A 20,448-nucleotide genomic window follows, 5' to 3' on the forward strand; every position below is an offset into this window, starting at 1 on the left:
AGCTCTGCTCCTTATTTCTCTTCTAATATAACATTTACAGATACCGTGCTCTCAAGCACACAGCCATCCGGAACGCCTACCGTTACCGGGACTGTATAAGTTCCAGCCGTCTGGTAGTTCTTAAGATCAATGCTTACATTATCACTAATCTTATATTGATCCAGTATATCTCCCGGCCCGCGGATCTGAATCTCCAGTACATCTGCTGATTCATAGCTTAATGATAATCCATTTGCCAGGTTATTTACCTTGATGGCTCCCATAGAAATATCATAAGATTTTGTTCCATCTTTGTCAATTCCTACAGTCACAACTACAGATCCGGCATTTTCATCTGTCAGTGAAATATCTTCCGGAAGATAATCTGTGATGTCCACAACTTTCTCTGTCTTAGAAGTCAGTCCGGACATATTGAGTGCCGATGCCGGAACTGAGATCTTCTTCAACTTTTTCAGTTCTTCCGCTCTGCCGGTCACATTTACATGATCCGGCTCATACTTGATATCGCTGACAGAATATCCGTCTGCTGCTGTAATCTGTGAAGTATCAAATTCAACCTTAACGCTCTTCGTCTCAAGCACCTGTACACTGACAGATACACCTTCCGTACCAAGGTTATTGGCAAGAAGTGACTGGTCGATCACATTGTTATCACTATCGTATAATACAAGCTCTGATTTTGTCACAACGTCTTCAGATAATCCGGATACACTGACAGATGCCTCGACTTTACTGATGGAATCAATGACAGACTTCGGTCCCCGGATAGATACCATCTCCGGCACTGCCTGAATCTCTCCAAGTGTATAGCCATCTCGGACGGTTCCTGTCGTCTTTGGAACAATCGGGAATTTCTTCGTCTCTTCATCTTCCAGTTTCACCTGAAGATTACGTGGAGATACTTCTACACTTTCATAGTTGACTCCTGTAATCTCAACGCTGATCGGAATCTGTGTCTGAAGCGTCAGCTCTTTCATGTCTGCAGTCGCTTTTATATTATCTGCTTTTATCTTATTAAGTACAGATCTCTTCGCCCGTACTGTCACAGAGACATTCTGCGTGCCATCCTCAATCTGATAAGTCTGATTGGTCGCCGCAAGCACCTCTGCATTCGTTACCGCTACTGGTATATTATTAAATGTCTGGGTTGTTACCGGGTCATCGATATTTACCACAATCAGCCACAGCATCACTGCCAGGAGGAAGGATAATATCTTAAGGCCCCAATTATTCATCAGTCCTTTTTTCATCTTTATTCCTTCCTTTCCATATATGTTGCAGGAAATTCTTATTCTCCGGCTTTCTATTCTGTATATAAGTCAGCTTCTCGCGAAGTTCTTCCCTCGTTACTGCCCGGTCAAGCACACCTCCCTGTGCTACAGATACCTTGCCGTTCTCCTCAGACACAACGATGATCAGAGCATCACTGACCTCACTCATGCCTACCGCTGCTCTGTGCCTTGTTCCAAGCTCCTTGCTAAGCCCCATGTTATCAGACAATGGCAGATAACTTGTCGCAGATACAATTCTGTCACCACGGATAATGATAGCACCATCGTGAAGTGGTGTGTTGTGCTCGAATATATTCATCAGTACCTGCATGGATACGAGACAGTCCATCTTAATTCCTGTACTTTCATACTCCGTCAGATGTATTGCCTGTTCCACCACAATCAGTGCTCCAGTCTTCACGCGACCCATATTGTAAGCTGCATCAATAATACTATCCATGGTATCTTCACTGAACCTGCTGCTTTCTTTGTTCGTCTCAAATGGTACGATTGAACTCAGGAACTGCTTCTCCCCAAGCTTTTCCAGAGCCCTTCGAAGTTCCGGCTGAAATACTACAACTGCCGCCGTAGCCAGTACCGTTACCGAATTCCTTGCCAGAAATAAAATTGTATGCATCTTAAAAACTGCTGCAAGCAATACAAAGATACCAAGTACAACAATTCCTCGCATCAGCATCCATGCTTTTGTATTGATCAGCCACATTGCAATTTGATAGATCAGATATGTCAAAATCAGGATTTCAATAATATCTGTCAGATGAGCATCTGGAAAATACAGTTCCTGACTGACAGCTCCTAATACATGCATAATATACTGTTTCACCCGGTCACCCCCTTTTGCTATAATTATTTATCTTCCCATTTAAAATTCTTTTTTATCTCATATCAGGATCATTTTCAAAACTTCTTCTTAAAAGCTCCTGATCCACATCAGCGTCCATAACATTACGTCTTTTTGATGCCGGACGTTTTTTCTTTTTTTGTCCCTGCTCGCTTTGACGTGCCTTTTCCTGTGCCTGTTTTTTTGCTTTTTTTCTAACTTCCGCAGTATCCATGATCTCCGTTTCCTGTCGTTCATTGATCCGCTTCACCGTCTTCTCCGGTGTAGATACTACAATCTTCGGAACTGCTTTTACATAGTAATAGTATTCATCATCTTCGTACTGAAGATTCTCACTTCTTGAATAATCTACGGAGAAAAAGAACAGTTCCAGAATCACTCCGATAACCGCTGCTCCGATACTTCCAAAAATCAGTGAACCGTAAGATGCATGGACTCCCATAGCAACATCTCCGATTGCCACTACTACAATATTCACAACAGCTCCCGTTATAACTGCAATAGTCCATGCATGTGCGATTGCCTGTTTGCGAAGCGTATAAACAACCAGTGTACAGATAATAAATGCAACAAGGACGATCCACAGTTCTTTATTCTGGAAGACCTGTTTTGCATATTTTCCAATCTGTCCCATCATACCTTTCACAGAACCGCCCTGCATACCGGAGGCTGCTTTTTTCATGTAAGCCATCATATAATATACAACCGTTCCGCATCCCACTGCCACCATGGAAATCGGTGACATCAACAGTGCACATGAGATTGGAACAACAACCGGAATCTTAAGTGCAAATGCCAGTGGTGTCAAAAGTACAACGATTGCCATCTTCGGAGTAAAGCGAAGATAAAAAATATACATGATCAGGAAAATCAATGCTGTTACAACAAGTGCTGCGATGGATACTGAATACATATGTACAAGGATCAGTGCTGTTGCCAGAATCACTGTAATGATCGGTGGAAAGAAAGTTGCAATAACTGCAAGTGCCAATGCCACCACCGGCGATGCCAGTGTCTTCATAAATCCTACATTATTGTTGATCATGTAAAATGTCATGACCGCCAGAACAAATTGTATTGCTTTATCCGCCACAATTGAGTATCTGGAATACAAATCCTGCATTCTCTCCCGTATTACATATAAACTGTCCATTACTTTGTCTCCTTTTCATACATCTTCAACAATCTCGTCAGAATGTGATTATATCTCTTTACCCGCTGTCTCGCTTCCTGATGCTTTTTATTATACAGGTGGCTTGCAATTCCAATATAAGACACAAGAACTACCACATATCCAACAACTGCCGCGAGAACCAACGTAATCAGTAATGCTGTTGACATCTTCTCCATCAGAGTATCAAGTCCTGCGATCATCGCAATTGCCCAGGCTGCTATATAGCCTATTGTCACCCACAGAACCGTATATAAAATGTGCACTCCGGCATAATCTTTTCGATAGTATTCACTGATTTTAAAATCCTCTTTTCCCTGCGTCTGATCATACAGAGCAAGCTGAGTCATTAGCTTGACTTTTCGCTCATCTAACATATATGCACCTCAAAATCCTTTTTTATCGATGAAACATCATTTTCAGTATAGCAAATCTCAGTACCCTTGTCCAATACTTATAGTCAAAAAGTAAACTTTTTGGAACCCCATAGTTTTCAATACTTTTGCCACTTGATCCACGGTATTCCCTGTTGTGTAAATATCATCGATAATAATGACACGTTGAAAATCTGTCGGAAGTCTGTCCGGATCTCCTCCCGGAGCAAATGCATGTTCCAGATTCTTTTTTCTCCCTATGGGATCCAGCTTTTTCTGATAACCAGTGTAATGAACCCGTTTTACCAGATTCGCAACGACCGGAATCCCAAGTATTTTCCCTATCTCTTCTGCCAGAAGCTCCGCCTGGTTGTAACCACGCTTCCTGCGCCTTTTTCTGTGCAGAGGCACCGGGACAAGTGCCTGCGGTCTCCATCTTCGGATCTCTTCTGCATATTTTATACAGATTTCCTGTGCAAAATACTTCGCAACATATCTCTGATTATGATATTTTAACTGGTAAATTGCCTGGTTCACCGGAGGTTTATGAAGCCACACCGACACCCCTCTTTCATAAATGTGTTCTGTGTTATAGCAGTCATGGCAAAATTCCCTCTCTTCACAGCGGATTGGTTTCCCACATTTCAGGCATCGCGGTTCATGAATCTCTAATTTTTCCACAGCTTTCCTGCACAAAGGGCATACTCCCCCACGATTTACCTTTCCACAAAAAGGGCAGATAGAAGGCCAGAAAATATCCAACACCTTTTCTGACCATATTTCTCCTTGTCTTTCTCTGCTTTTTTCATACTTTTTATTATATTTTACATTCTTTTTTTTATTATATTTTTCTATGATCACTATGCAAGTTCTCGGATTCGCTCCGCCAGACTTGTATTTCGCCGCTGCTCGCTGGTATTCTGGATCATTTCCTGAAATACTGAATCACTGCCCACAAGTGTGACACATTTTCTTGCTCTTGTCACTGCTGTATAGATCAGATTCCGGTTGTAAAGCTGTCTTGGTCCTTGAAGAAGCGGGATCACAACCGCCGGATACTCACTTCCCTGAGCTTTATGTATCGTGATCGCATAAGCAAGCTCCAACTCATCAAGAATCGCATACGGATACTTCACCTGGCGCTGTTCGTCATACTCAACCGTAACCGTCTCCTCGTAAGTGTTGATATTCTTGATGATTCCCATGTCGCCGTTAAATACGCCCAGTCCTTTGTCAATGGTCATTCCGTATTTCGTGCAGACTTCCCACTCTAACTGGTAATTGTTCTTAATCTGCATCACCTTGTCACCTTCACGCAGCAGGCGGTCTCCCACTTCTTTTTCCTGCTTTTGGGGTGATGGCGGATTCAGATACTGCTGAAGGATTTTATTCAGCCTCTCCACCCCCAGATTTCCTTTTCGCATCGGTGTCAGCACCTGAATGTCATAAGGTGAGGCATCTACGAACTTTGGAAGTTTTTTCTGGATCAACGTAATTACAACACTAATGATCACATTTGGATCAGACCGTTTTAAAAAGAAAAAGTCCATACTTTTATTGTCCAATATGACTGGTTCTCCACGGTTAATTTTATGTGCATTTACGATAATATCACTCTCTTTTGCCTGCCGGAAGATTTTCTCCAGCTTTACAACCGGGAAACAATCCGATGCGATCATGTCTTTAAGCACTCTTCCAGGGCCTACACTTGGCAGCTGATTTCCGTCTCCGACCATGATCAGTCTGGTCCCCGGCATAATCGCGTCAAGGAGTGCCTTCATAAGCGGCAGATCTACCATGGACATTTCATCAATGATAATCACATCTGACTCCAGCGGATTCTCCGCATTTCTTCCAAATCCATTTCCAAATCCGACATTATCTCTCTTATCATCATCTTCCGGATTGCCACTGACTTCCAACAGGCGATGAATGGTCTGAGCCTCACAGCCGGTTGCCTCTGTCATGCGCTTCGCCGCACGTCCGGTCGGTGCTGCAAGAAGGATATCTGCTCCTTCTTCCTCAAAGAAATGGATCATTGCATTGATCGTCGTTGTTTTTCCGGTTCCCGGTCCTCCAGTCACGATCAGAATTCCGTGCCGCACTGCTTCCATTACAGCTTCTCTTTGTCTGTCATCCAGTGCCAGTTCTGCCTGTTCTTCTATCATATGGATGCGATGCTCCAAAACAGACGGTGTCACATCAAAATCTACATTCAGATCATGCAACATCTTTGCAACCGTGAGTTCCATATAATAATAATGGGCGGAATAAACACGAAGTCCTTCATCAGACTCTTTCAGAACAACTTTTTTCTCCATAGCAAGATCCATCACATATTTTTCAATATGCTGAATCTCTACATCGAGAAGCTGACTGGCACGATATAGCAGAACCTCCTGAAGAAGATAGACATGTCCTTCACTGACACTCTGAATCAATGTATAGAAAATACCACTTCGGATCCGGTAATCGGAATCTGTGTGTATCCCGACCTTCGACGCAATCTCATCGGCCGTCTTAAAGCCAACTCCCGGCACATGATCTGCCATCTGATATGGATTTTCTTCTATTACGCGATAAACGCTCTGACCATAATGCTGATAAATCCTTGCCGCCAGTGTCGTAGAAATGCCATATTTTTGCAGATAGATCATGGCTTCCCTCATATCCTTTTTTTCTTCTACCTGAATGGCGATCTCTCTGGCTTTCCGCTCGCTGATCCCTTTTACCTCGGCAAGACGCTCCGGTTCTTCTTCAATAATGCGGAATGTATCACCACCGAACTTCTTCACGATTCGTCCTGCCAGCGACGGTCCGACACCTTTGATGGCTCCGGAACCAAGATAACGTTCAATCGACACCTTATCTTCCGGCTGACATACCTTCGAAGTCTCTACCTGAAGCTGGGTTCCATACACTTTGTGTACAATGTACTCTCCCGTCAGCTCCAACAGTTCTCCCTCTTCAATGTAGTGAAACTTTCCTACACAGGTCAGGTCTCCGTCATCATTATTCAAATTAAATACTGTATACCCGTTGTCTTCATTCCGGTATACAATGTGCTCTACATATCCCTTAATCTCTTCCATCTATTGTCCCAAATCTGTCCGACAGTTCAAGAATGCCTCGGCATTCTTTACAGTTCCCGTCTTGCGCTCATAAGTTCCACATATTCTCCGGTTCCGATTGCTACGACCTGCGTCGGCTCCTCTGCAGTCATTGTATTGATTCCGGTTCTCTCCTCGATCATCTCTTCCAGCCCGCGAAGCTTTGCTCCACCTCCGGTCAGCATGATCCCGCGTTCCAGAATATCTGCGGAAAGCTCCGGCGGCGTACGCTCCAGAACGCTGATAATTGCTTCAATAATCTGATTGGATGTTCCCTGAAGTGCCCGTTCTGTCTCTGCCGAAGTCACCGTAACTGTCTTTGGCAGTCCTGTAACCAGATTCCGTCCACTGACCTCCATCGCTTCATTTTCAATCAGAGGATACGTCGTTCCAATCTTAATCTTGATGTCTTCTGCGGTCCGGTCTCCGATCAGCAGATTGTGTTTTTTCTTCATATAACGTACAATTGCCTCGTCAAAATCGTCTCCGGCAACTTTCAGTGAGGTACTGACTACCGTACCTCCAAGAGAGATCACGGCCACATCGGTCGTACCTCCCCCGATATCTACGATCAGATTACCACATGCTTTGGAAATATCAATGCCTGCCCCGATTGCTGCTGCCACAGGTTCCTCGATCAGATAGACATCTCTGGCTCCTGCCGCAAATGTCGCCTGCTGTACCGCATTTCTCTCAACTTCCGTCACACCGCTTGGCACACAGATACTGATACGTGGTTTCTGAAATGTTCTTCTTCCCAGTGCTTTCTGAACAAAATACTTGATCATCTTCTCTGTCACAGTATAATCGGAAATAACTCCCTGACGCAAAGGACGCACTGCGATAATATTGCCTGGCGTTCTTCCCAGCATCAGACGTGCCTCCTCGCCGATTGCCTTCACTTCATTGCTGTCTCTGTCAAATGCAACGACAGAAGGTTCTTTGAGTATGACTCCCTTTCCCTTCACATATACAAGAATACTGGCTGTTCCCAGATCTATTCCAATATCTACTGCCATGATATAACCTCTTTCTTTCTGCTATCCCTTTTATCCATATCATTATCTTTCGTTTTCTCAGGAAGTGCAACCCTTTTTTCCTTAAATATTTGTGAAGATACTTATTTTTCAAGCATCGGCTTGATATATTTTCCGGTGTATGATACCGGACTTTCAGCCACTTCTTCCGGCGTTCCCTTTGCAATAACAGTTCCGCCTTTGTCACCGCCTTCCGGTCCCATATCAATAATATAATCTGCTGTCTTGATCACATCCAGATTATGCTCAATGACTACGACTGTATTGCCGTCCGCTGATAATCTATGCAGAATCTCTGTCAGTTTATGCACATCTGCAAAATGTAATCCTGTCGTAGGTTCATCTAGTATATAGATGGTCTTTCCCGTACTTCTCCGACTCAGTTCTGTCGCCAGCTTGATCCGCTGCGCCTCTCCTCCGGAAAGCTGTGTGGAAGGCTGACCGAGACGGATATAGGAAAGTCCCACATCATAAAGCGTCTCCATCTTTCTTCGGATACTTGGTACATTTTCAAAGAAATGCAATGCCTCTTCCACGGTCATATTGAGTACATCATAAATACTCTTTCCTTTGTATTTTACCTCCAGTGTCTCCCGGTTATACCTCTTTCCGTGGCAAACCTCGCAAGGTACATAAACATCCGGCAGGAAATGCATCTCGATTTTCAGAATTCCGTCTCCGGCACAGGCTTCACAACGTCCGCCTTTCACATTGAAACTGAATCTTCCTTTTTTGTAACCACGTGCTTTTGCGTCTGCTGTAGATGCAAAAAGGTCACGGATGAGATCAAATACTCCCGTATAGGTTGCCGGGTTTGATCTTGGTGTTCTTCCAATCGGTGACTGGTCAATGGCAATAACTTTATCCAGCTGCTCCAGACCATCAATGGCATTATGTTTTCCCGGAATCACTCTTGCTCTGTTCAGATCTCTTGCAAGACGTTTGTACAAGATTTCATTTACAAGCGAACTCTTTCCAGATCCAGACACACCTGTCACACAGGTCATCACACCAAGCGGGATCTCTACATCCACATTTTTTAAGTTATTCTCTCTTGCTCCTCTAATCTTAATCCAGCCTGACGGATCCGCGCGGTGCTCCGGTACCGGAATCTGCATTCTTCCACTAAGGTAAGCCCCTGTGATGGATTTTTTATTCTTCATGATCTGCTCTGCGGTTCCACATGCAATTACTTCTCCTCCATGCTCACCGGCTCCAGGTCCAATGTCCACAATATAGTCTGCCGCACGCATCGTATCCTCATCATGTTCCACGACAATGACAGAATTCCCAAGATCACGCAGATGCTTCAGTGTTCCGAGCAGTTTGTCATTATCCCTCTGGTGCAGGCCGATACTCGGCTCGTCCAGAATATAAGCCACTCCCACCAGACCAGAACCAATCTGTGTCGCAAGACGGATTCTCTGCGCTTCTCCTCCGGATAATGTTCCGGTAGCACGGGCAAGCGTCAGGTAATCCAGACCTACATCCATCAAAAACTTAATTCTTGCCTGGATCTCTTTTAAGATTTGTCCTCCGATCATCTTCTGCTGCTGCGTAAGCTCCAGACTGCCCATAAATGTTTGCAGGTTTTCAATGGACATCTCTGTCACTTCTGCGATATTTTTACCACCGACCGTCACTGCAAGCGCTTCCGCCTTCAGTCGCTGGCCGCCACATTTTCTACACGGAGTGATTCTCATAAACTCTTCATATTCTGCCTTCATTGTCTCAGATGAAGTCTCCCGGTATCTGCGTTCTACATTGCGGATCAGCCCTTCAAATGCAACGTCATAGACACCTTCTCCGCGCTGGCCTTTATAATGAACTTTCACCTCACGGCCATTCGTTCCGTGGATGATCACATCGTGGATTTCCTGTGGATAGTCCTGAAATGGCGTGTCCAGAGAAAAGTCATATGCTTTACAAAGTGCATCAAGAATCGCATAGGTAAAACTCTTCTTATCCGTACAAGACTGCCATCCCATTACGGTAATCGCTCCTTCGCTGATGCTCAGTCTCTTATCCGGGATCATCAGATCCTCATCAAATTCCATCTTATATCCAAGTCCGAAACACTCCGGGCATGCGCCAAATGGATTGTTGAAAGAGAAGCTTCGCGGCTCTATCTCATCGATACTGATTCCACAGTCCGGGCAGGAAAAGCTCTGGCTGAAATTCATCGGCTCCCCGTCAATAATGTCAACAATCATCAGCCCCTCTGCCAGATGCAGTACATTTTCAATCGAATCCGTCAAACGCTTCTCAATTCCCGGCTTCACAACAAGTCGATCCACGATGATTTCTATATTATGCTTGATGTTCTTATCTAATGCGATTTCTTCGGATAATTCATACAGATTACCGTCCACACGCACACGTACATATCCGCTTTTCTTCGCTCTCTCCAGAAGCTTTTCATGGCGTCCTTTTCTTCCACGGACAACTGGAGCAAGGAGCTGGATCTTCGTGCGCTCCGGCAGTTCCATGATCTGATCTACCATCTGATCTACCGTCTGTTTCTTAATCTCACGGCCACATTTCGGACAATGTGGAATTCCGATTCTCGCATATAACAGACGAAAATAATCATAGATCTCCGTCACTGTTCCTACTGTAGATCTTGGATTGCGGTTCGTGGATTTCTGGTCAATGGAAATTGCCGGAGAAAGTCCTTCAATACTCTCCACATCCGGTTTCTCCATCTGCCCCAGGAACTGTCTTGCATAAGAAGACAGAGACTCCATATATCTCCTCTGTCCTTCCGCATAAATGGTATCGAACGCCAGAGAGGACTTTCCTGAACCGCTAAGTCCGGTAAGAACTACCAGTTCATTTCTTGGAATATCCAAGTCTATATTTTTCAAATTATGCTCATTTGCACCTCGTATTTTAATAAATTGTCTTTTTTCATTTTTTGCTGCCATATTTTAAACTTTCCTTTTATTATTTCAAGAATGCCTCGGCATTCTTGCTGCGAAGTGCGCGTCATGTAATTGCTTGACATACTTCTACTGCGCACCTCTGCAAGTCTACACTCCGTTTCGGTCGGCGCAAAACCATTGTCCACCGGACAATGTGCGCCCTGCCGGAGGCTATATCTGTTCATTTATTGATAACCGGTTTAAAAGATTCGAAACTTCCTATGTTTACACAATGGTGGAATGACCTTTACTACTCTTTAAGCATCTTCTTCAGCTCAATCAACTTATCACGCAGCTCTGCTGCTGCTTCGAAATTCAACTCTGCTGCTGCCTTCTTCATCTGCTTTGTCACATCGGCAATCAACTTCAAAAGCTCCTTCTCACTCATGGATTCCGGATCTTTATCCATCTGAAGTTCTGTGGCAGCAACCTTCTTAGAAATGCTAATCAGGTCACGGACACTCTTCTGAATCGTAGTTGGCGTAATACCATGTTCCTCATTATATGCCATCTGGATCTTGCGGCGACGCTTCGTCTCTTCAATCGCATTCTTCATGGAATCTGTCATATTATCTGCATACATGATAACATGACCTTTTGCATTACGTGCTGCACGTCCGATTGTCTGCACAAGAGATGTCTCTGAACGCAGGAATCCCTCTTTATCCGCGTCCAGAATCGCCACAAGCGTGATCTCCGGAATATCCAGACCTTCTCGTAGAAGATTGATTCCAACCAGAACGTCAAAAACATCGAGACGCATATCCCGCACGATTTCTGTCCGCTCCAGCGTATCAATATCCGAATGCAGATAGCGGACACGAATACCAAGTTCCCGCATATAATCGGTCAGATCTTCTGCCATTCGTTTCGTCAATGTAGTAATCAAAATCTTATGTTTTCCTGCAATCTCCTTCTTCACCTCACCAATCAAGTCATCAATCTGTCCCTCAACTGGGCGCACCTCGATTTCAGGATCCAGAAGTCCTGTCGGACGGATCACCTGCTGTGCACGTAAAAGTTCATGCTCTTCCTCATACTGTCCAGGTGTCGCAGACACGAACAGTACCTGATCAATCTTACTTTCAAATTCTTCGAAACTAAGTGGACGGTTATCCAGCGCAGACGGCAGCCGAAATCCATAGTCCACCAGCGTTCTCTTTCTGGACTGATCTCCGTGGTACATACCGCCAATCTGCGGAACTGTCTTATGAGACTCGTCAATCATCATAATAAAATCGTCCGGGAAATAATCAATCAAAGTATTGGGTGGCTGCCCCGGTGCAAGCCCTGCCAGATGTCTGGAGTAGTTCTCGATTCCGGAACAAAAACCTGTCTCTCGCATCATTTCTATATCAAAATTCGTTCGCTCCGCAATTCTCTGGGCTTCCAGAAGTTTATCTTCACCTTTGAAATATTTCACCTGTTCTTCCAGTTCAATTTCAATATTTTTAATTGCTTTTTCCATACGCTCCTTCGGTACAACGTAATGGGATGCCGGAAATATTGCAATATGATTCAACGTATTTTTAATCTCTCCGGTAAGCATGTCTATCTCCGAAATCCGGTCAATCTCATCTCCGAAAAATTCAACTCTGATAGCTGTATCGCCACGGTCTGCCGGTACAACTTCTATTGTATCTCCGCGCACCCGGAATGTTCCCCGCTTGAAATCCATATCATTTCTGTCATATTGAATATCTATCAGCTGGCGTAACACTTCATCTCTGTCCTTCTCCATCCCCGGACGGAGCGATACCATCATCTGTTCAAAGTTTTCCGGTTCACCAAGACCATAGATGCAGGAAACGCTGGCAACTACAATTACGTCCCTCCGCTCGATCAATGCTGCTGTCGCAGATAATCTCAGCTTATCAATCTCTTCATTGACAGAAGAATCCTTCGCAATATAGGTGTCAGAAGATGGGACATAAGCCTCCGGCTGGTAGTAATCGTAGTAGGAGACAAAATATTCTACTGCGTTATCGGGGAACATCTCCTTGAATTCTCCGTAGAGCTGTGCAGCAAGTGTTTTATTATGAGCGATGACCAGTGTCGGCTTTTGTAATTGCTGGATCACGTTTGCCATCGTAAAAGTCTTTCCAGAACCCGTAACCCCTAGTAAAGTCTGGCATTGATTGCCTTCCTTGAACCCTTTTACAAGCTCTGCAATCGCCTGTGGCTGGTCTCCGGTTGGCTCATATGGGGCTTTTAATTTGAACTCATTCATGGTAAATTCCTCCATTTGTGACTTTTAGTACGATCACTATCAGCCAAAAATTCGTAATCAGATTCGTAACGAAATGCTCATTTTTATGGTGAATAGATGTCTTTTTCACCTCGTTACGAATAAAAGTCACAAAACTGATTTTTGCGGATAAAACAGCACTCGGAAATACCTAATGATACCAGGCTCCGGTTCTGTCATATTTTTACTGTTTGTTCTTGTAACAGTCCCTATTATATCAAATAAATTTTTGAAAGTATATAGATTAACGCAAGAAAAAAGTACAAATGTTCGATTCTTATTTGTACTTTTTTCTATCACTACTATTCTATTTTTTATCATGCTGCGTTGAAATATTCCTCCAGGATTAAGTCTATTTCAATCACTTCTGAATAATCATAATACTGATCTTTCCGCTCTTTTGGAATAACTTCTTCAATAAATGGTTCCAATACATCCAGACAGTCTTCTATGATTTCCTGCGTATCTCCATAGACATCTACTGATATGATTTCCTTGGCATGTCCCAATAAATGCGAAACACCTTTTGAATTAAAACTATTCTTCAGCAAAATAGTTGCATAGGTATTTCTCAACTGGTGAAAATGAATATCGGGCAAATCCAAGGATTTCAACAAGTCTTTATAGTATTTCTGATGAAAACCTTTACTCCTTGGATTCCCATATGTAGAACAACAAATATAATTCCAGTCCCGGAACTCTTTTGGTCTGCGTCTGCGGTTCTTCTCATAAGTTTTCCGTTCTTCCAGAATTGCTTCAAATACATAATCCGGTATTGGAAGTTCACGCACACCCGCAGGTGTTTTTGTTTTAATTTCCTGCTTTGTCAGCATCTTAGGTGCACAGTCTTCTGCTTTACTGTTTGGCTTCTTTCCCAACTGACGCTCTACTCTCAACGTCCTGTGAATGTAATCGACATCACTGTATTTCAGACCATTTATTTCACTTCTTCTGAGTCCCATCAATACCGCAAACAGAATTTGCATATGAATCGGTGTCTCCTTGCTTGCCTCAATCAATCGAAGCACCTGCGGAAGTGTCAATGTTTTCTTCTCGTCAATTTTCAGGACACGATACTCTGTCTTTTTTATTTTCTTCGGTAAATTGATTCCATTCGCTGGATTTGTTGCCAGTACATTTTTGTTAAATGCATACTCCAATGATGTTTTCATGATCGTCCTGACATTTTTCGCAACTGATTCATACTTCTCTGCAACTGCATTATATAATTTTCTGATATACCCCTGATTTATTGTAGACATATACATCTTTCCAATCTGTGGAACAATGTAATTCTTAATGGCACTTTTGTAAGTTGTATAAGTGTCGTCTGTTATTCGGGGACGCATAATATCTTCCAACCAGAAAATCATAAACTCCTCTACCCGGATTTTTCCATACACAATATAGGTTCCGGTATGTAGCTGTCCGATTACTTCATCACGAAATGCATTAGCTTCTCTTTTGGTTGTGAATCCCGCATGTTGCTGTGTCTTTATACTATCGTCTACAAACGTCAGCAACACACGAAATCCATATCCCTTTTTGATTGTTGTCACCGAATAGACCTTATATTCTACATATTTCTTAAAGTCAAAGGTCTTATGCATGGCTATCCCTCCGTTCCAATTCGTTGTGGTACAAATGTATTATTTACAAACGCAATAATCTTATCCTGCTCGTCCATAATCTCACAATAGTATTCATAAGTTGTATGAACGGAACTATGTCCTAACAGACCAGATATTTTAAACAAAGGAACTCCAAGCTCAATTAAAATGGTCGCAAACATATGTCTGAGTCCATGTACGGTGATATTTGCCAATCCATTTCTGTTACAGATTTTCGTAAGTGCCTGATTCATTGCCGTTAATGATCGGGGTTCGCCATTTTCCTGACAACATACATAATCAAAATTCTTGTATTCTATGCCCGGATCAGTTTTTCGCAATTCAATCAACTGCTGTCTGCGTTTTACTTCCTGCATCACCACTTTTGGCACTCTCAATATCCGGTAGCTGTTCTCAGTCTTTGGATTCCTTTCAATAACAGCATATTCCGTAACCGTAAATTCTTTTTCTTTCAGTTTCAGGTTTCCAACAAGCTGTCTGCTAATTCTGACGGTCTGTTTTTCAAAATCAAAATCCTGAAATTTCAATCCAAGAATTTCTCCTTTTCGTAACCCACAAAACAGTCCCAGTAAAATTTCCAGATACCAAGGATTCTTGCTCGCAGCTTCAAGAAAAACTTTCAATTTTTCTTTGCTTAATACCCTTACCTTTGGTTTTGCTCTCGGATATGGCTTTGTCTCAGGCATTGGATTATAGCTTATGAACTTATCTCCTGCTGCATCTTTCATGGCGATGCTCAAAAGCTCCCGCCCTTTATTTCCCGCTGAAGGACAGATTTTTGCGACACGTTCCAGTAGAGCATCTAAATACTCTACTGAAATGTATTTTAATTTGATATCCGCTTCCATACTCGGAAGAATCAGATTATATAAGGTATATGCTCCAACCATTCTCGTGGTTGTCTCAATTCTCGGACTGAAAATATTTTCAAACCAGTATTCCAGATAATCCCCAAGCATCACATCTGTCTTTTGCATTTTTGCAATCTGGAGATTTCTCTGCTTCTTCTGGTATCTTTTTTCATATTCCCAGTAACTTTTCTCTGCTTCTTCCGGCGTTTCAAAGCCACCTTTTTTCCCATATTTTGTCGTCAGATCGTCCTGCAGCTCTTTGGTTCTGTGATACCATGATTTTCCTTCAAAAAAGACAACTCTCTTTTCCTTTGACATTGTCTCCTGCTGCGTTTCTTTCTGTTTCATTCTGCTCTCACTCTTTCTCTCTCCTCGTCTCCATTCAGCCACTTATCAAAAGAATTGCATGGGATACGATAAGATCTGCCAATCTTCAACACCCGGAATGGTTTTCTGTCATAATAAACATTTTCTATAAATTCATATGCCTTGGAGCGTCCCAGCCCAAGCAAATTTTGAACATCTTCTACTTTATATACTTTCTTTTCCATTTCATTCTCTATCATTGCCATGACGTTATCCTCCTCGTCCTAATCTTTGCGCTTTACTACCGGTAGTTTTTAGCTGTGTAACATCTAAAAACGGTACACCACTAAGATATCCATTTTCGTCTACATCGTCCAATGTGCGAATTTTCAAATCGCACACTTGACTTTTACGTGTTACTTGTTCTTTCTTCCTATATAATAGTCGTACCCATTCCGGACATTGCAGAACATACATAATTCCTTATATCGCTGCTCCGGATTCACCCGCCGGATATAACGTCCCGGCACCTCATAAAAATTGCCTGCACATACTCTGCACAAGCTCACGACTAACGGTTTTTCAATTATCTTCGGTATCCCGGTACTTCTTCGGATTGCTTTATTGATTTTCTCCATTTCAGTACGATCTAAGGTACACACATAATTTTCCAACCGTCTTTTATCTAAAGTTCTAAGCTGCTCCAACAGCACTACAGAATCCTTTTCCAAACCTTCCATTTCCGGGACTGCAATGTGTGTCGGCAGCTTCATTTTTTCTTTACTTGTAATTGCTGCCACGATCACTGTCGGACTGTATTGATTTCCTATATTATTCTGAATCACCAGCACCGGACGATAACCGCCCTGCTCACTTCCAAATACAGGATCAAGGTCGGCGTGATAAATATCCCCACGCCTGACGTTTCTATCTTCCATCTTTGCTATATCTCCTCTCGTCTTTCTAACTGTTGTTATCCCTAAATATGTAAAATACAAGCCTATTTGTCCCCGACGCCCCGACTTGTAATTGGGAAATCATCAGACGGCTGACTGCTAATCAGCTCCACAGGATTTTATCTAAAATAAATATATGGGATTGGGAGTTTTCCTCTCCAGGGATCTCCTGAAGCTGCCCTCACTTGTTGCGGCATCAAAGAAATATTTTGTATACACGACTTTATGACCGGACAGGAGTATCATTATGCCTGTTGTCTGTCATCGCCCTGCCAGAAGCAATCTGACAGTTATAACCAGATATTTTTCGCTCAACAGTCCGGGTAATACAAACTGAAACCAAAAGGAAGTATACGGGTGGGATTTCGCTGTCTTTACCCAGCCTGTGTTATGGCGTATTTGTTAATGTGGCTTACGCTCATCACGATAACAACAGGAATGTGCCTGATGAATGTATATGAATTTGTCAAGGTTCTTCCCGCTCCCCAGTCTTTTCGTGACAAAAGAAGAAACAGGTGGATCAAAATATTTCTCTTTCCACCTGTTTCCTCACTTAAACGCTATTTTTCAACCCACTATCTCAAAATCTTTTTCAAATTTCTGATTGCTGCTTTTACAGACTTTGCTACCATCTGAAAAGAGCAGCCTTCTTCCTGTGCAATCTGCTCATAATTCTTATCTTCAAAATAATACTTCATCAATCGTCTTCTCTGAATTTCCGACAACTGCTGAATTGCACTATGTAAACGTTCCGCTTCCAGTTTATTCAGAACAGTATCCTCTACACCTTCCTCTTTCTGAAATACCCGTTCATATAAACTGGAATCCCAGATTTCTGACTGTTCCAAATGCCTGTCCACAACATTCATATGCGACACATCCTGCAATTCAAACGTATTAAAAGCTTCATATACATTCTTTCCTATTTCCAAATCCTTGTACTCTTTTTCACCATTACGAAATGAAACATAATATTTTCCGTCCTTCTCATAGATTTCATATGGGTTATATTTATCTTTTCTTCTTTTAGGCTGTCTGCCTTCCATGACCTTTCCTCCAATCTGAATTTTTTTGAATTCAGATCAGTAGGCGGGGCACGAATACGAACAATCGACCTTATTTTGAATTGCTCATTCTCAATATTTAGGTAACAAAAAACGCCCTGACAGATTTCACTCCTATGGACGCATTTAATTCGATATTTTATTACCCTGGATTCATTATTGGCTCTTACCCTAGTTTCAATTCCAACATTTACTAATGAAATTGTTGAGATTTTTTTAATTGAATACCTTCTGTTGAACAGAATTTTTTAGCTGAACTCTTGCTAAGAACCATATTTTCTCCGGTTAGATTCCGGAAAAGAAAATAAGCATACAAATACTGCTCTTTCGGAATCTGTTTTTTTTAACCGAAAGAGATTTGTATGCTTTCTCATTCATCGGGTAATACCCTGTGTTTTTTCTAATGTTACACCCTTTTCACTTTTCAAATTTAGGGTAATACACTAAGTTTATGGAGGTATACAAACATGGATATTCCAAAAACATTATTTGCCACTTTAGTAAAACAAGGGCGTATGGAAATGCATTTAACACAAGAAGCTCTTGCTGAAAAACTCGGAATATCGGCGGCTTATCTTGGAGACCTCGAACGCCATAAAGGCGGTCCCAGTCTGGAATTATTTTGTAAAACCATGCAGACTTTAAATATTTCTGCTGATGACTACGTTTATCCAAATCAGAATAAAAATAATTCTACATATGATCAGATTCTTCGGCTCTTAAATCAGTGCAATGATTATCAGTTACAGGTAATTCTTGCAACTACGACAGCTCTGCTAGATTCTAATCCTTTTATTTCTAACGTAGACACTACTAATGATACAAAATAAAACTTGTAAAATACCGATAAATAGCTGATAATTACCGATATTTAAAATTAGTGGAATAAATACTATTACCATATGTTAAAAACAGTTATGCTATATCATTACAACTTGATATAACATAACTGTTTCTTCTTTACGAACATCCTATTATCTATCAAATACTACATTTCCCTCCACGACACACTTAATTGCTTTTCATCTCGCTAATTATTTTTTCCATATCCGTCGATTTTTTCAAGAGTCCTAAACCAGCCAATAACTGAATACAATCTACATATCCTTGACAATATGCCCTTTGTTCTGACACAAACGCTTCTTCTTCCAAAATTTCTCCATATTGCTTCAACTTCTCCCTGTCCTCATAACTTATATGATCGAGAAGTTTATTCACCTTTTCTTTTTCCATTTTCTTCTTCAACTGAATATTTGCAAGTTCTTGGAAATAGATATAACTTTCTCTGTTTATATTCTCACAACGCAACTGGTTCAAAAAAGAGGATATTTCATTCCAAATATCATTTTCCATAAAAATTTCTCCTGCTTTTTTTGGTATCTTTACTTATTATGCCCAATTTTATATTTCATCATTTCATCAATTCACCATTAAATTTATATCCCATACCCCATACATTTAAAATGTATCTTGGTTTTGCAGAATCTGGCTCAATCTTTTTTCTGATTCTCCGAATTATGCCCATAACATTATCTTCTGCCCCATAATATGGTTCTTTCCACACCTGTGTATATATTTGTTCCTTTGAAAATATCCGTCCTGGATTTTTTGCCAGCAAATATAATATTTCAAATTCATAATTCGTCAATTGAACCAGCTCACCATTACTTTCTACAGAACGATATTCCGCATTTATTTTTAATGCTCCGTAATCAAGTACCCTATTTTGTTTACCAGGCATCTCAGAGTATTTTTTAGCAGACAGAAAATGTAATAATTCATTTAATTTTTCTTCCTCATTTTCATCAAATGTTACAACAACTACCCTTCCCATTTTATAAAAACCTTTCATATTCCAAATCTTACAAGTGTAATTTTTATCTATTATTACATCTGTAAGATTTAAAGTCAAGTTTTTATTTCGTTGACAGAATAACCTTTTAAGATATATAATATTTTTATTACATTTGTAAGATTTGGAGGAATATCACATGAGCAATCTGCCTCAAATTTCAGAAGCCGAATTTGAAGTTATGAAAATCGTTTGGAAATATGCACCAATCAGCACCAATGAAATTACTGAAAAATTAACACAAATTTCCCGTTGGAGTCCTAAAACAATTCAGACATTGATTAAACGTCTCGTTTCTAAAAAAGCACTAACCTACGAAAAACAAAGCCGGGTTTTTGTCTATACTCCATTGGTCAAAGAAGACGAATATATTCGGCAGGAAAGTAATTCTTTTTTAAAACTATATTATAATGGTAATATCACTTCTATGCTTGCCTCTTACATTGAGGATGATAAATTGTCTGAAGAAGACATTGCCAGCTTACGGAATCTTCTTTCCAATCATTAACCATGGGAGGAGGAGCATATTTTGATATATTTTAGTTTTCGATTTTTACTGTGTAATGCCATCATTTGTATTTTTTTAGGTAGTTTACTGGGATTAAAAAATTTATTGCAAAGGCAATTATCCGCACGTATGCAATATAATCTTTCGATTATATTTCTTGCCGTTCTAATTGTTCCCTTTTTACCAATAAGCTCTGCCCCATCTTCTATATCGTGGAGCCATTTGCTGACAGCCAGTTCAAGTACCAATGGTGACATTCAAACCACTTTTCTTTCTGGTAATG

At 41.5% G+C, this 20,448-nt stretch carries 18 protein-coding genes and 1 pseudogene; 3 read left to right on the forward strand and 16 right to left on the reverse strand.

Features of this window, described 5'->3' with window-relative positions; genetic code table 11:
- Positions 1–11: 11 nt before the first annotated feature.
- The 14 genes from LI149_RS11960 to LI149_RS12025 form a co-directional block, all read right to left on the reverse strand.
- A complete protein-coding gene (locus tag LI149_RS11960; RefSeq protein WP_005330491.1) occupies positions 12–1,250 on the reverse strand; it encodes a YbbR-like domain-containing protein in 1,239 nt (412 codons plus the stop codon).
- The gene (cdaA, locus tag LI149_RS11965) at positions 1,228–2,100 is read right to left on the reverse strand and encodes a diadenylate cyclase CdaA (protein ID WP_227143411.1); all 873 of its coding nucleotides are present in this window, start codon (positions 2,098–2,100) and stop codon (positions 1,228–1,230) included. Before cdaA ends, LI149_RS11960 begins: the two co-directional genes overlap by 23 nt.
- 67 nt (positions 2,101–2,167) lie before the next feature.
- Entirely contained in the window at positions 2,168–3,286 is a 1,119-nt protein-coding gene (locus tag LI149_RS11970) for a hypothetical protein (protein ID WP_227143408.1), read from the reverse strand.
- Positions 3,286–3,681, reverse strand: coding sequence for a hypothetical protein (locus tag LI149_RS11975; protein WP_005330484.1), 396 nt, complete (start codon positions 3,679–3,681; stop codon positions 3,286–3,288). Before LI149_RS11975 ends, LI149_RS11970 begins: the two co-directional genes overlap by 1 nt.
- A 57-nt stretch (positions 3,682–3,738) precedes the next feature.
- Complete coding sequence (locus tag LI149_RS11980) at positions 3,739–4,539, reverse strand: double zinc ribbon domain-containing protein (RefSeq protein WP_227143409.1); 801 nt, start codon at positions 4,537–4,539, stop codon at positions 3,739–3,741.
- Positions 4,539–6,770 carry an ATP-dependent RecD-like DNA helicase gene (locus LI149_RS11985; RefSeq protein ID WP_118145137.1) on the reverse strand — a complete coding sequence of 744 codons (2,232 nt, stop codon included), beginning with the start codon at positions 6,768–6,770 and terminating at the stop codon, positions 4,539–4,541. The genes LI149_RS11980 and LI149_RS11985 overlap by 1 nt, the downstream gene beginning before the upstream one ends.
- Positions 6,771–6,817: 47 nt before the next feature.
- On the reverse strand, positions 6,818–7,807 hold the full coding sequence (locus LI149_RS11990; RefSeq protein WP_005330478.1) for a rod shape-determining protein: 990 nt from the start codon (positions 7,805–7,807) through the stop codon (positions 6,818–6,820).
- Positions 7,808–7,908: 101 nt separating this feature from the next.
- Positions 7,909–10,752: an excinuclease ABC subunit UvrA gene (uvrA, locus tag LI149_RS11995; protein ID WP_117614251.1), complete on the reverse strand. Its 2,844-nt coding sequence runs from the start codon at positions 10,750–10,752 to the stop codon at positions 7,909–7,911.
- Positions 10,753–10,999: 247 nt separating this feature from the next.
- Positions 11,000–12,979 carry an excinuclease ABC subunit UvrB gene (uvrB, locus tag LI149_RS12000; protein WP_227143410.1) on the reverse strand — a complete coding sequence of 660 codons (1,980 nt, stop codon included), beginning with the start codon at positions 12,977–12,979 and terminating at the stop codon, positions 11,000–11,002.
- A gap of 335 nt (positions 12,980–13,314) precedes the next feature.
- Complete coding sequence (locus tag LI149_RS12005) at positions 13,315–14,607, reverse strand: site-specific integrase (protein WP_129794903.1); 1,293 nt, start codon at positions 14,605–14,607, stop codon at positions 13,315–13,317.
- Positions 14,608–14,609: 2 nt separating this feature from the next.
- Complete coding sequence (locus tag LI149_RS12010) at positions 14,610–15,827, reverse strand: site-specific integrase (protein WP_129794904.1); 1,218 nt, start codon at positions 15,825–15,827, stop codon at positions 14,610–14,612.
- The gene (locus LI149_RS12015) at positions 15,824–16,051 is read right to left on the reverse strand and encodes a helix-turn-helix domain-containing protein (protein ID WP_005337954.1); all 228 of its coding nucleotides are present in this window, start codon (positions 16,049–16,051) and stop codon (positions 15,824–15,826) included. Before LI149_RS12015 ends, LI149_RS12010 begins: the two co-directional genes overlap by 4 nt.
- Positions 16,052–16,201: 150 nt before the next feature.
- Positions 16,202–16,723 (reverse strand): type II toxin-antitoxin system PemK/MazF family toxin, encoded by a 522-nt coding sequence (locus tag LI149_RS12020; RefSeq protein WP_009243963.1) that lies wholly within the window; start codon positions 16,721–16,723, stop codon positions 16,202–16,204.
- 593 nt (positions 16,724–17,316) lie between these two features.
- Positions 17,317–17,787, reverse strand: coding sequence for an RNA polymerase sigma factor (locus LI149_RS12025; RefSeq protein ID WP_064786979.1), 471 nt, complete (start codon positions 17,785–17,787; stop codon positions 17,317–17,319).
- 485 nt (positions 17,788–18,272) lie between these two features.
- Between LI149_RS12025 and LI149_RS12030 the strand changes: the two genes are divergently transcribed.
- Positions 18,273–18,635 carry a helix-turn-helix domain-containing protein gene (locus LI149_RS12030; protein ID WP_006428642.1) on the forward strand — a complete coding sequence of 121 codons (363 nt, stop codon included), beginning with the start codon at positions 18,273–18,275 and terminating at the stop codon, positions 18,633–18,635.
- 181 nt (positions 18,636–18,816) lie between these two features.
- Here LI149_RS12030 and LI149_RS12035 read toward each other — a convergent pair whose 3' ends face one another.
- Positions 18,817–19,158, reverse strand: a complete 342-nt coding sequence (locus tag LI149_RS12035) for a hypothetical protein (protein WP_006428643.1) — start codon at positions 19,156–19,158, stop codon at positions 18,817–18,819.
- A gap of 58 nt (positions 19,159–19,216) precedes the next feature.
- The gene (locus LI149_RS12040; protein WP_021739063.1) at positions 19,217–19,657 is read right to left on the reverse strand and encodes a winged helix-turn-helix domain-containing protein; all 441 of its coding nucleotides are present in this window, start codon (positions 19,655–19,657) and stop codon (positions 19,217–19,219) included.
- Positions 19,658–19,796: 139 nt separating this feature from the next.
- Between LI149_RS12040 and LI149_RS12045 the strand changes: the two genes are divergently transcribed.
- A complete protein-coding gene (locus tag LI149_RS12045; protein WP_175306183.1) occupies positions 19,797–20,165 on the forward strand; it encodes a BlaI/MecI/CopY family transcriptional regulator in 369 nt (122 codons plus the stop codon).
- A gap of 21 nt (positions 20,166–20,186) precedes the next feature.
- Positions 20,187–20,448: pseudogene (locus LI149_RS12050) on the forward strand (BlaR1 family beta-lactam sensor/signal transducer); the annotation flags it as partial.

Origin of the sequence: Dorea sp. 210702-DFI.3.17 (assembly GCF_020560825.1) — a bacterium.
Lineage (GTDB): Bacteria > Bacillota > Clostridia > Lachnospirales > Lachnospiraceae > Dorea > Dorea formicigenerans.